This window comes from Arthrobacter melezitosi (assembly GCF_054511055.1).
The window spans coordinates 148,239-160,345 of sequence record NZ_JBTNDJ010000001.1; the positions used below are offsets into that span (position 1 = coordinate 148,239).

The window sequence follows — 12,107 nt, forward strand, 5'->3', positions numbered from 1 at the left end:
CGATCAGGTGCCCCGCGGCGCCGGCCGCAGCAGGCGATCCGGGTCGGCCTCCAGGGCGGAGCGCTCCCAGCCGGCCGCGTCCGCGGCCGCCGCGTACGTTGCCTGGAGGAACTCAAGGACCATTGCGTCGGGGTCCGCCGAGCGCCTCACGGCGTCGTAGGGGAGCAGGAACAGGCCGAGGTCCTCCCGGTAGGAGGCCTCCCGGGGCCCGGCGGGTGCGTTCCGGAAGCCGTCCGGCTCCGGGTACGCGTAGGTGTAGAAGGAGCCCTCGGGGGAGCCGCCGGCCCAGAAGCCGCTGCTCCACAGCTCGTGGGAGTATCCCTCGACCATGACCCAGTCGGGGCAGTTGGGGACCCCTCCCGGATGCGGGGGAGCGGGCCTGCCCGAGAACCGGGTACAGGCCAGGTCCATCCCGCCCCAGAAGAAGTGTGCCGGGCTCACCTTGCCCGCAAAGGAGGATCGAAACCCCTGCAGCACCCTGTCGGCATGGATGAGCTGCTGCCAGAACAGGTGGACGGCGTCGTGGTCGTAGGACCGGTTGTCGTGGTCCTCCGCGAACGGCACGGCCGGATCCACCTCGTTGGGGATGGGGCGGATCGGGGCCGGAATCTCCAGCTCCTCGAGCACCGCGGTGAGCTCGCCGTAGAACTGGGAGACGGACTTAGGCTCAAGCGCCACGCTGCCCTCTCCACCGCCGCTGTGGCGCACCCGGAGGGTATCGGCGACGAAGTCGAACTCGATGTCGAAGGTCGCCAACCCGCACGGAACGGTCGAGGTGCCAAGGCCCCGTGGGGTCACATACAGGGGAACCTGCCACCAGTGGTTCACCATCGGTGCGTGGGCCATGCGGATCTTGCCCACGATCTGCAGCCACATGTGAAGCGTGGTGCGGGTCGCGGACCAGTCATCGACGCGCAGGGCGGGCCAGGCGGTCACGCCACTACCTTGATATTGAAGGATTGGGCATTGAGGGAGGACATGAGGTTGAAGGACAGAAAGATATAGTGCTCGGCGCTGCGGGCGGTGGAGATATCCCCGAGGTCGACCTGGTGCTCCCTGTTCCAGCCGAGGTCGGAGAGGAGTCCGCCCACCGTCTCCTTCGCCGCCGAGTCATTGCCCGACAGGAACACCGTGGTCTCCGCGGCCCGCGACTGGGCCCCGGTCATTGCGGCGACCGGCATGGTGTTCAGGGTCTTCACCACCCGGGTGTCGGGGAACTGCGCCTGGAGCGCGGCGCCCAGGCTGGCATCGGGATAGGCAAGCTCGAAGGCCGGGGTGAAGGCGTTGCCGACGTCGATCAGGAGCTTCCCGGCGAGGGCGTCGCCGAACGGACCCAGGATGTCCTGGGCCGCATGCCCGGGAAGGGCCGAGAGGACCACCTCGCCCGAAGCGATCGCCTCCTGCAGGCCCACCACCTTCGTGGCGAAGCCCTCTTTTCCTTCAGGGTTCCGGGCGCCGAGGACGACGTCGTGGCCCGCTGCGCGGAAGCCGTCTGCCAGGGCCGATCCCACATTTCCCGTTCCAAGGACTGATATTTTCACTGACGTTCCTCGCTCGATAGGTCAGGAAGCACGGCCGCGATGCGGCGGTGCGGCGCGGCCGCTGGGCGGGTGGAGTGTCCGCGCTGCCCCGAATGTATGCCCGTTGGCGGGCAGGGTAAAGATTGAGGCGAATCACTACGCGGCCGATGCGGTGCGTCATACGGGAACCAGGTATGGCCTCCCGCCGCCGGCCCGGTGTAGAACTGAACGACGGCGGCCCTGGCGGATGGAGCCGCCCGGCCCGGACCAGGGAAGGATGCACGCGGATGAGCGAAGCGACAGGAATAATCCCCTCGGCGGCGCCTTCCGGTACCGGCTGCGCCGAGTGCCTTGGCACGAACGGATGGTGGCTGCACCTGCGCCGGTGCGCCCAGTGCGGGCACATCGGGTGCTGCGACTCATCGCCCTCCCAGCACGCCAGCCGGCACGCGGCGGAGACCGGACACCCCGTCATCCGTTCCTTCGAGCCGGGGGAGGACTGGTTCTGGAACTATCAAACCAGCACCTATGTGGCGGGGCCGGCCCTCGCCCCGCCCGAGCACCGCCCGCTGAGCCAGAGCGTGCCGGGGCCGGCGGAGGCCGTCCCGAGCAACTGGGTCACCAAACTCCACTAGCGGGCTCCCGCCCGGCGCCGGGCCGCACCCTATGCCGCGGGCGGTCCGCTGCGGCGGTAGGTGAGGTCGAAGACCATGCGCCCGGCCTCAAGGGCCTTGTTCTCGAAGCTCGTCAGCGGGCGGCCCTCGAACCGGGGAGCCCACCCGCCGAGGGTGTCGGTGCCCTCGTTGACCCCGGTGTTGCCGGTGCTCACCGGGTCCCTGCCCTCACGGACCGGGGCGCCGCCGACGACGGATTCCACGCCGCTCTCCCACACCTGGGTGAGGGGGCTGAGGGCCCCGGTGCGCTCGCCTGCATGGACGTTGGTGAACATCGGCGACGCGTCGAGGACCGTGCGCATCTGCACCGCGTAGTCCGACCAGTCGGTGGCAAGGCGGAACAGTCCGCCGGGCTCCAGCACCCGGGCGGCAAGCTCCACGAAGCTCTCCTTCACCAGCCGCCGCTTGCGGTGGCGCACCTTGTGCCACGGGTCGGGGAAGTAGACCCAGAGTTCGCTCAGCGAGGCAGGGCCGAGCATTCCCGCCAGGGCCTCGGGGGCGTTGACCTGGGCCACCCGGACGTTGTCCAGGCCCTTCTGGCTGATCCGCAGCATCGTCTGCGCCAGCCCGGGGCGGTAGACCTCCAGGGCGAGGAAGTTCCGGTCGGGGTGCAGTTCCGCCGCGTGCGTGATCGCCTCGCCGAGACCGGAGCCGACCTCCACCACGAGGGGGGCGTGCCGGCCGAAGGCCGCGGCGGCGTCGAACCGGTAGTCCGGGTCCACCGAGGTGTCGGCGGAGACCCGCGGCACGTCGATGAGGTAGTCCCCGGCGAGCTCGGCCCAGGCGTCCCGCCGGCGGCCCTGCAGGCGGGAGCCGCGCCGCACGAAGGAGACGGGCTGTGTGCGCGGCGGCGCGGGAAGATCGGACATTTCGGGTTCCGCCGGGGCGGCTGCCTGGGCGTTGGGCTCGGTGCTCATCACCCACAAGGCTACCGGGCGGCATGCCGGCACCCGAACCCTCAGCCGATGCCTGCCCCCGCCAGCGAGGCCAGCCGCGACAGCGCCAGCTGCGCGTACAGGGCGGCGCCGTCGGCCAGGATGTTGTCGTCGAACACCGCCAGGGGCGAGTGGTTGAACGGCGCCCGCTGCGGGTCTGCGCCCGGGGGAGTGGCCGCGAGGAAGACGAAGGTTCCGGGGACCGCCTCCAGGATGCGCGAGAAGTCCTCGGACCCGCTCAGGGGCTGCTGCATTTCCGTGTACCGGCCCGGCCCGAAGAGCGCGGCGACCTGCTCCTGCGCATGGACGGTCTCCGAGAAGTTCGTCACCGTCAGCGGATACTCGGTCTGGTAATCGACTTCGGCCTCAAGGCCGTGTGCCTCGGCGATGCCGCGCACCAGGCGCGGGGCGATGGCCGCCATCTTTTCCCGGTTCTCCGCCGAGAAGGTCCGCACGGTGGCCTCGATCCGCACGGTATCCGGGATGATGTTCCGCTTCGTGCCCGCCCGAAGGACCCCGACGGAGATCACCACCGGATCGAACATATTGAACTGCCGGGTCACCAGGACCTGCAGCTGCGTGACGATTTCGGCGGCCACGGTGACCGGGTCCTTCGCCGTATGCGGCGACGACCCGTGGCCGCCGGCCCCGCGCACGGTCACCATCAGTCCGTCGGAGGCCGACATCAGCGTGCCGGCCCTGCTGGCGAAGATGCCGTTGGGCAGCAGCGCGGAGGTGACGTGGAGCCCGTAGGCCGCATCGGGCAGGCGCCCGGCGGCCTCGAGGACGCCTTCACGGATCATCACCGCCGCGCCGTCGTAGCCCTCCTCCCCGGGCTGGAACATGAGCACGACGTCGCCGGCCAGCTCGTCCCGGTGCGCGGCGAGCAGGCCGGCCGCTCCGGCGAGCATCGAGGTGTGCAGGTCATGCCCGCAGGCGTGCATCACGCCGTCCACGGTGGAGGCGAACGGCACCCCGCTGCGCTCCTGAAGCGGCAGGGCGTCCATGTCCCCCCGCAGCAGGACCGCGGGCCGCCGGCCGGCCGAGGCGGCGGTGCCGCGCAGGACGGCGGTGACGGAGCTTGCCTCCGCGCCCAGGGTGACCTCGTACGGCAGGCCCTCGAGGGCCTCGAGGACCTTCTCCTGGGTCCGCGGCAGCGACAGCCCGATCTCCGGTTCGCGGTGGAGCCGGTGCCGCAGGTCGGTGAGGCCGCCGTGGAGCTGGCGTGCCTCGTCGAGCAGGCTGGCGGGGGTAGCGGGCATGGGAGGCCTCCCGGTGGGTGGTGGCGGACGGTGACCCCGGTAGGGGTCCTCCCACCCTCGCAGACGGGTGCCCAAAACGGGAGGGTGCGCAGCCGCCCGGAGGCCCCGTGTCAGGCGGAGGCCGCTCCGGCTGGTAGGGTTGAAGGACATGCCTGCGTATCCCGGAGGCCGGAGACGGCCCCGATACCCGCAGCCTGCGTCGATGAGCGCTTTCTTTTGTCCCGCATCCAGCTTCCGGTATGGAAGCGCGGTGGACACTGTCTGACTTTTCTTCGGCGAACCCCTGTGCCAACCGGCGCCGGGGAAGATGAGAAGAAAGTTCGTGTATATACATGACTACTTTTGCCGCCCTTGGTGTGCCCAAAGCGCTGGTTTCGAACCTGACCGCGCAGGGAATCACCGAACCTTTCCCCATCCAGGTCAAGACCCTCCCCGACACCCTCGCGGGGCGCGACGTCCTTGGCCGCGGCCGCACCGGCTCGGGAAAGACCCTCGCTTTTGCCCTTCCGATGGTGTCCCGCCTCGCCGAGCAGGAAGCCGCCTACCGGCGCAAGCCCGGACGCCCGCTGGCCCTGGTCCTCGCCCCGACCCGCGAGCTGGCCACGCAGATCAACAACACCGTCGAGCCCCTCGCCAACGAGCTGGGCCTGAACACCACGGTCATCTACGGCGGGGTCTCCCAGCAGCGCCAGGAGAAGGCGCTGCGCGCCGGCGTCGACATCGTCATCGCGTGCCCCGGCCGCCTTGAGGACCTGATGCGCCAGAAGCTCATCACGCTCGAATCGGTGGAGATCACCATCCTGGACGAGGCCGACCACATGGCCGACCTGGGCTTCCTGCCCGTCGTGAAGAAGATCATGGACACCACGCCCACCGAGGGCCAGCGCCTGCTGTTCTCGGCGACGCTCGACAACGGCGTGGACAAGCTCGTCAACCGGTACCTGAGCAAGCCCGTCACCCACTCGGTCGACGACCCGCAGGCCGCGGTGACCACCATGGAGCACCACGTGCTGCTCATCGGCGACCAGACCCAGAAGAAGCAGCTCATCGTGCAGCTGGCCTCCGGCACCGGGCGCCGCCTGCTGTTCATGCGCACCAAGCACCACGCCCGCAAGCTGGCCAAGACCCTCACCGACGCCGGCATCCCCGCCGTCGACCTGCACGGCAACCTGTCGCAGAACGCCCGCGACCGGAACCTCGCGGAGTTCTCCAGCGGCGACGTGCGCGTCCTCGTGGCGACCGACGTCGCCGCCCGTGGCGTGCACGTTGACGACGTCGAGCTCGTCGTCCACGTCGACCCGCCCACCGAGCACAAGGCGTACCTGCACCGCTCGGGCCGCACCGCGCGGGCCGGTTCCTCGGGCACCGTGGTGACGATCACCCTGCCGGAGCAGAAGTCCGAGGTGCAGAAGCTGATGCGCGCCGCCGGCGTCGACGTCGCCTTCGAGAACGTCAAGGCCACCTCGCCCCTGGTCGGCAAGCTGATCGGCGAGGTTGCGGAGAAGGTCGATCCGCGCACCCGCGCCGCACTGATCGCCCAGCGCGACACCGCCCGCGGCGAGGGGACCTCCACCGGAGCCAACGCCCAGCGCAAGCGCGCCCGCCGAGGCGCCGCAGCGCCCGCAGCCGGTGGACGCGGCGGCCGTGGTGGCCGCGGACGCGTCGCCGCCGAGGCGCCTGCCCAGGGCAACCGGGCCGACCGCCGCAAGGACCAGCCGCAGGCTCCCCGCTTCGGCACCGAGGCAGGGGCAGGTGCCGGCGCAGGCCGCCGCCGCTCCGCCGAGGGCCGCCCGGCCGCCGACACGGCCGGAACCCGCAGCCGCCGTCCCGCCACGGGCCAGCGCGCCGCGGACGTCGCCCCGCGCCGTCCGGCCGCCTCCGGGGGAGCTGCCTCGGGCTCGGGCCAGCGCAGCCACGCGCCGGCCGCCGCAGGCCGTCCCGCCAGTGCCGGGCGCACCGGTGGCTCGCGCAGGGCGAGTGCCCCGGCGTCGAACGACCGCCGCACGCGCTAAGCTCCGCTGATCGAGCACAGCCGATCCAACTGAAAGGCCCCTTCCCTCACGGGAGGGGGCCTTTCTGCTGCGTGGGGCTTCCGCCGAGTTGGCACCTCACCACGCTTTGGGGGCGTGAAAGCGTGGTGAGGTGCAGTTTCGGGGAAGGTGTTGGGGGCGCGTCCATGGGTGCGGGGCTTCCGCCGAGTTGGCAGATGACCACGCTTCCGCGGGGTTGAAGCGTGGTGAGCTGCAGTTTCGGCGGAGCCGAGGGGCCGCGGAGCAGATCCCCGGACGCTGCGCCCGGCGATGCGCGACAATGAGCCCATGAACATACTCCTGAACCTGATCTGGCTGCTCTTCGGCGGTATCTGGCTGGCCCTCGGCTACTTCGCCGCCGGGATCCTCTGCTGCCTCCTGATCGTCACGATCCCCTTCGGGATCGCCTCATTCCGGATCGGCGTCTACGCCCTGTGGCCGTTCGGGCGCACCGTGGTGGACCGCGGCGGGAGGGTGTCCTTCTTCTCCACCCTGGGCAACATCATCTGGCTGCTCGTCGCGGGCATCTGGATCGCCATCGGGCATGTACTGACGGCGATCCCCATGTTCGTCAGCATCATAGGAATTCCCCTCGGCATCGCCAACCTCAAGCTCATCCCGGTGTCGCTGATGCCGCTGGGCAAGGTCATCGTGGAGACGCGCGGCACCCGGATTCCCGAGTACCGCTGAAGCCGGACCGGGCAGCGCTTAGAACTCCCGGGCCGGTCCGTGCCCCGAGCCCCCGTCGAGTTCGCACCTAACCACCCTCCCGGGGGATCAAAACGTGGTCAGCTGTGGTTTCGGTGAAGCTTCTGGACGGGGCGTCCCTCGAGTTCGCAGCTGACCACGCTTAGGCGGCATCACAGCGTGAGCTGCCGTTTCGGCGGTCAGGTTGGAGCCTAGGAGGCGGCGCCCCGGAGGAATGCCTCCATCAGCGGCCCGCCCGAGGTCGAGCCCAGCTCGCCCTCCTCGACGAAGACGGCGACGGCGAGGTCACCCTGCAGCGCGACGATCCACGCGTGGGTGCGCGGCGGAGTCTCGCTGCCGAACTCCGCCGTGCCGGTCTTCGCCTGCACGGGCTCGCCTGGGACACCGGCGAGCATGCCGGCGCCGCCCTCGGTGACCACCGCGCGCATCAGGGTCCGCAGGGTGGCAGCCTCCTCCGCGGTCAGTTTGCTCGGTTCCGCCGGCTTGACCGAGGCGGAGGCATCCTCAGAAGGCCCGGCTGACGGGGACGCCGACGACGAGGCCGACGGCGCCTCAGCGTCCTGCCCGCCCGCCAGCACCGTGGGGGTCACCCTAGCGCCCTTGCCGACACTTGCCGCCATGGTGGCCAGGGCCAGCGGCGAGACGAGGATCTCGCCCTGACCGATCATCGACGCGGCGTGGGCGGTGCCCTCGGCCTCGGCGGGCACGGCGCCGAAGAAGGCGGGCGTCCCGATCGACGCCTCGACCCCGATGCCGAGGTCCGCCGCCGCGGAGGCGAGTTCCTGCTGGGAGACCTCGTCGCGGTTCGAAATGAACCCGGTGTTGCACGACTGGGCGAAGCTCTGGAGCAGCGGGATCGTCCCGCTGAACTGCGCCGGGTAGGTGCTCGCATTGTTGAAGGTGCGCCCGTCGACGGTGAGCTCGGCGGGACATTCGGTGGGGGACTCCGGCGTGAGGCCCTTGCGCAGCAGCGCGAGGGTGGTCGCGATCTTAAAGGTGGACCCGGGCGGATACTGACCGAGCAGCGCGGTGGGCAGGCCCTCACTGCCGGGCCCGTTGGCCGCGGTCAGGATCTCCCCGGTGCTGGGGCGGATGGCGACGATCGAGGACGCCGAGGGTTCCTCGGCAAGGGTGTTCTCGGCGAGGGCCTGCAGGTCCACGTCGAGCGTCGTGGCCAGCGCCTTTCCATTCACTGGCGACTTGGCGAACAGCGTCTGGGACCGCAGGGCGTCACCTTCCCCGATGAGCCCTGTGATCATGATGCCGGGGGTTCCGGCGAGCAGCTCGTTGTGCTCCCGCTGCAGGCCCGAGAGGCCCGTGATGTCCCCGGCCTTGAGCTTTCCGCCGGACTGCTCGATCAACTCGGCGGTGGGCTCCCCGACGGTGCCCAGCAGTTCACGGGCGAAGGTCCGGGTCGGAGCCAGTTCGCGGAACTCCGGAATGGACATTGCCCCCGGAATGGCCTCGAGGGCGGCGCGGTCGGCCGCGAGCGGGGAGTCCTGGCGCAGCACGATGGCCTCGACGAACGCCTCCGCGCCGGCGGCGGCCACCTGCTCCGCGTAGGACGCCGGATCGATCTCCATGAGTGCGGCGAGGGCGCGGGCGGCGGCATCGTGCCCCTCCGCGGGGATGAGGGTCTTGTCGATACCCACCCGCAGGACCGGGCGCTGGGTGACGAGCACCTCGCCATCGGTGCCGGTGATGTCGCCCCGGTCGGCAGGGATTTCATCACGAGCAAGGCGCTCATCGACGCGGAGCTTCGGGACGAAGATGGATGGGTCCCATGCGGCCTGCCACTCGTCCTCCACCCGGGCGAGCTCCACAGACGTCGAGTAGGTCCAGTCGGTGTCCGTACTGTCGATGTCCCACACGTAGTCCAGGGTGGCGGTGGCCGTGTCGTCGCCGGTCGACTCCACACCGTCCACGGCGACCCTGGGCTTGAGCGGTGCCAGCGCCTGGGTGATCGTGCCCAGATCCGTGGTGACATCCCCGGCCCTGACGACGGTGAAGGCCGAGCCGGCGACGTCGAGCTCGGCCAGGCCCGCGGCAAGCTTCTTTGCGGCATCCTCGGCGGTCGGCCGGTCGTCGGCGCACGCCGCAAGCGAGGCCGCCAGGACGGCGGTGGTCAGCACGGCGGTCAGTCGATGAAATTTCCCCATCGGGCCATTATGGCCGACGGCGGGCCCTCCCCGAACCGGCCCGCTGGAACGCCCGCGGATGGCGTGCTGACCAGCGGTTTCGCTGGCAACGAACCGGGCATAAATTGCGGCGCCACAAGGTTGAGTCAGGTACACTCAACTTAGGTTTTGGAAGGTGTTCCACGCAGGAACATCGTCGATAGCGAAGGATGGGTCCATGGACGCAAAATTCACCACCAAGAGCCAGGAGGCTCTCTCGGCTGCGGCGATGAACGCCTCGACGGCGGGCAACGCCCAGGTCGAAACGCCACACTTCCTCAAGGCGCTGATGGACCAGCGGGAGGGCATCGCCGTGGCGCTGCTCAAGGCCGCCGGTGCCTCGCCCGATGACATCAGCGTGCAGGCGAGCTCGGCCATCCGCGCCCTGCCCTCCTCCTCCGGCGCGAGCGTGGCCCAGGCCCAGTTCTCCCGGGGCGCCCTCCAGGTCATCTCCGCGGCCCAGCAGGAGGCCGAGGCCCTGGGGGACCAGTTCGTCTCCACCGAGCACCTGCTGCTCGGGCTCGCCGTGGACGCCGGCCCGGCCGGCAGGATCCTGCGCGAGGCCCGAATCTCCCGTGACGCGCTCGCGGCCGCACTGCCCGGGGTCCGGGGTGACCGCAAGGTGACCTCGGCCGACCCGGAGAACACCTTCCAGGCCCTCGAGAAGTTCGGCGTCGACCTGACCGAGCTGGCCCGGGCGGGCAAGCTTGACCCGGTGATCGGGCGCGATTCCGAGATCCGCCGCGTGGTGCAGGTGCTGTCCCGGCGCACCAAGAACAACCCGGTGCTGATCGGGGAGCCGGGCGTCGGCAAGACGGCCGTCGTCGAAGGCCTCGCCCAGCGCATGGTCGAAGGCGACGTGCCCGAATCCCTCCGCGGCAAGTCCCTCATCAGCCTCGACCTCGGCTCGATGATCGCCGGCGCCAAGTACCGCGGCGAATTCGAGGAGCGGCTCAAGGCCGTGCTCGAGGAGATCCGGTCCTCCAACGGGCAGGTCGTCACCTTCATCGATGAGCTGCACACCGTGGTGGGCGCCGGTGCCTCGGAGGGCTCGATGGACGCCGGCAACATGCTCAAGCCGATGCTCGCCCGCGGAGAGCTGCGCCTGATCGGCGCCACGACCCTCGATGAGTACCGCGAGAACGTGGAGAAGGACCCCGCGCTGGAGCGGCGCTTCCAGCAGGTCTACGTGGGGGAGCCGTCGGTGGAGGACACCATCGGCATCCTCCGCGGGCTCAAGGAACGCTACGAGGCCCACCACAAGGTCTCCATCGCCGACTCCGCCCTGGTGGCCGCGGCGACCCTGTCCAACCGGTACATCTCCGGGCGGCAGCTGCCGGACAAGGCGATTGACCTGGTCGACGAGGCCGCATCCCGGTTGCGCATGGAGATCGACTCCGCCCCGGTGGAGATCGACGAGCTGCGCCGGGCCATCGACCGGATGCGCATGGAGGAACTGGCGCTGGAACGGGAGACTGACGAGGCCTCCCAGGAGCGGCTCGAGGACCTGCGGGCCACGATGGCGGACCGCCAGGAACAGCTCTCGGCGTTGAACGCCCGGTGGGAGGCCGAGAAGGCGGGCCTGAACCGGGTCGGCGACCTGAAGGCGTCCCTTGACGAACTGCGCTCCCAGGCAGACAGGGCCCAGCGCGAGGGTGACCTGGAGACGGCGTCGCGCATCCTGTACGGGGAGATTCCGCAGGTGCAGCGGGAGCTCGATGCCGCCCAGGCCGCCGAGCAGGAATCGGCCGGGGACGCCCCCGAACTGATGGTGGCCGAGGAGGTGACGGCCAACGACATCGCCGAGGTCATCTCGGCCTGGACGGGCATTCCCGCCGGCCGCATGCTGCAGGGCGAGAGCCAGAAGCTGCTGCACATGGAGGAGGTCATCGGCTCCCGGCTGATCGGCCAGTCGAAGGCGGTCGCCTCGGTCTCGGATGCGGTGCGCCGCGCCCGTGCCGGGGTGTCGGACCCGAACCGGCCCACCGGCTCCTTCCTGTTCCTCGGCCCCACCGGTGTCGGCAAGACCGAACTCGCCAAGGCGCTGGCGGACTTCCTGTTCGACGATGAGCGTTCCATGGTGCGGATCGACATGTCCGAGTACTCCGAGAAGCATTCGGTGGCCCGGCTCGTCGGGGCACCCCCGGGTTACGTCGGCTACGAGGAGGGCGGCCAGCTCACCGAGGCGGTGCGCCGGCGCCCCTACAGCGTGGTGCTGCTCGACGAGGTGGAGAAGGCGCACCCGGAGGTCTTCGACATCCTCCTGCAGGTGCTCGACGACGGCCGGCTGACCGACGGGCAGGGACGCACCGTGGATTTCCGCAATGTGATCCTGGTGCTGACGTCCAACCTGGGCTCGCAGTTCCTGATGGATCCCACGCTCGACGACGCCGCCCGCCGCTCGGCCGTGATGGCCACGGTGAACGCCAGCTTCCGGCCGGAGTTCCTCAACCGGCTCGACGACGTGATCATCTTCGACGCGCTCAGCCTCGAGGAGCTCTCGAAGATCGTGGACCTGCAGGTCGAGGCGCTGGGCAAGCGGCTCCAGGAGCGCAGGCTCACCCTCGAGGTGACGCCGGCGGCCAGCGAGTGGCTGGCCCTCACCGGGTTCGACCCCGCCTACGGAGCGCGGCCCCTGCGCCGGCTCGTGCAGCGGGAGATCGGCGACCAGCTCGCCCGGGGCATCCTGGCCGGGGAAATCACCGACGGGGACCGCGTCCTGGTCGACCGTGACGCCGACGCCGGTGCCACCGACGGCCAGGCGGAGGGGCTGAGCCTGCGCGCCGTCGCGTAGCAGCGCC

At 70.3% G+C, this 12,107-nt stretch carries 9 protein-coding genes; 4 read left to right on the plus strand and 5 right to left on the minus strand.

Features of this window, described 5'->3' with window-relative positions:
• Positions 1-3: 3 nt before the first annotated feature.
• The gene (locus tag ACX80W_RS00760) at positions 4-936 is read right to left on the minus strand and encodes a DUF5996 family protein (RefSeq protein ID WP_459279524.1); all 933 of its coding nucleotides are present in this window, start codon (positions 934-936) and stop codon (positions 4-6) included.
• Positions 933-1,541, minus strand: coding sequence for an NADPH-dependent F420 reductase (locus ACX80W_RS00765; protein ID WP_459279526.1), 609 nt, complete (start codon positions 1,539-1,541; stop codon positions 933-935). Before ACX80W_RS00765 ends, ACX80W_RS00760 begins: the two co-directional genes overlap by 4 nt.
• A gap of 266 nt (positions 1,542-1,807) precedes the next feature.
• Here ACX80W_RS00765 and ACX80W_RS00770 point away from each other — a divergent pair, with 266 nt between their 5' ends.
• On the plus strand, positions 1,808-2,155 hold the full coding sequence (locus ACX80W_RS00770; RefSeq protein ID WP_459279528.1) for a UBP-type zinc finger domain-containing protein: 348 nt from the start codon (positions 1,808-1,810) through the stop codon (positions 2,153-2,155).
• 29 nt (positions 2,156-2,184) lie between these two features.
• Here the strand turns inward: ACX80W_RS00770 and trmB are convergent, their stop codons facing one another.
• Positions 2,185-3,063, minus strand: a complete 879-nt coding sequence (gene trmB / locus ACX80W_RS00775; RefSeq protein ID WP_459280176.1) for a tRNA (guanosine(46)-N7)-methyltransferase TrmB — start codon at positions 3,061-3,063, stop codon at positions 2,185-2,187.
• Between the two features lie 89 nt (positions 3,064-3,152).
• The gene (locus ACX80W_RS00780; RefSeq protein WP_459279530.1) at positions 3,153-4,391 is read right to left on the minus strand and encodes a M20 metallopeptidase family protein; all 1,239 of its coding nucleotides are present in this window, start codon (positions 4,389-4,391) and stop codon (positions 3,153-3,155) included.
• Positions 4,392-4,723: 332 nt separating this feature from the next.
• Between ACX80W_RS00780 and ACX80W_RS00785 the strand changes: the two genes are divergently transcribed.
• Positions 4,724-6,403 (plus strand): DEAD/DEAH box helicase, encoded by a 1,680-nt coding sequence (locus ACX80W_RS00785; RefSeq protein ID WP_459279532.1) that lies wholly within the window; start codon positions 4,724-4,726, stop codon positions 6,401-6,403.
• A gap of 306 nt (positions 6,404-6,709) precedes the next feature.
• Complete coding sequence (locus tag ACX80W_RS00790) at positions 6,710-7,111, plus strand: YccF domain-containing protein (RefSeq protein WP_459279534.1); 402 nt, start codon at positions 6,710-6,712, stop codon at positions 7,109-7,111.
• Positions 7,112-7,320: 209 nt separating this feature from the next.
• Here ACX80W_RS00790 and ACX80W_RS00795 read toward each other — a convergent pair whose 3' ends face one another.
• On the minus strand, positions 7,321-9,288 hold the full coding sequence (locus ACX80W_RS00795) for a penicillin-binding transpeptidase domain-containing protein (RefSeq protein ID WP_459279536.1): 1,968 nt from the start codon (positions 9,286-9,288) through the stop codon (positions 7,321-7,323).
• A 196-nt stretch (positions 9,289-9,484) separates the two neighbouring features.
• On the opposite strand from ACX80W_RS00795, the gene clpB reads away from it, so the two are divergent.
• Positions 9,485-12,100, plus strand: a complete 2,616-nt coding sequence (clpB, locus tag ACX80W_RS00800) for an ATP-dependent chaperone ClpB (protein WP_459279537.1) — start codon at positions 9,485-9,487, stop codon at positions 12,098-12,100.
• Positions 12,101-12,107 lie beyond the last annotated feature (7 nt).

What these genes read in the sequence shown, in the direction of transcription:
- ACX80W_RS00795 (WP_459279536.1), bottom strand. Translation starts at nt 9,288, where the DNA reads ATGGGGAAATTTCATCGACTGACCGCCGTGCTGACCACCGCCGTCCTG.
- clpB (WP_459279537.1), top strand. Translation starts at nt 9,485, where the DNA reads ATGGACGCAAAATTCACCACCAAGAGCCAGGAGGCTCTCTCGGCTGCG.
- ACX80W_RS00780 (WP_459279530.1), bottom strand. Translation starts at nt 4,391, where the DNA reads ATGCCCGCTACCCCCGCCAGCCTGCTCGACGAGGCACGCCAGCTCCAC.
- ACX80W_RS00790 (WP_459279534.1), top strand. Translation starts at nt 6,710, where the DNA reads ATGAACATACTCCTGAACCTGATCTGGCTGCTCTTCGGCGGTATCTGG.
- ACX80W_RS00785 (WP_459279532.1), top strand. Translation starts at nt 4,724, where the DNA reads ATGACTACTTTTGCCGCCCTTGGTGTGCCCAAAGCGCTGGTTTCGAAC.
- ACX80W_RS00770 (WP_459279528.1), top strand. Translation starts at nt 1,808, where the DNA reads ATGAGCGAAGCGACAGGAATAATCCCCTCGGCGGCGCCTTCCGGTACC.
- trmB (WP_459280176.1), bottom strand. Translation starts at nt 3,063, where the DNA reads ATGTCCGATCTTCCCGCGCCGCCGCGCACACAGCCCGTCTCCTTCGTG.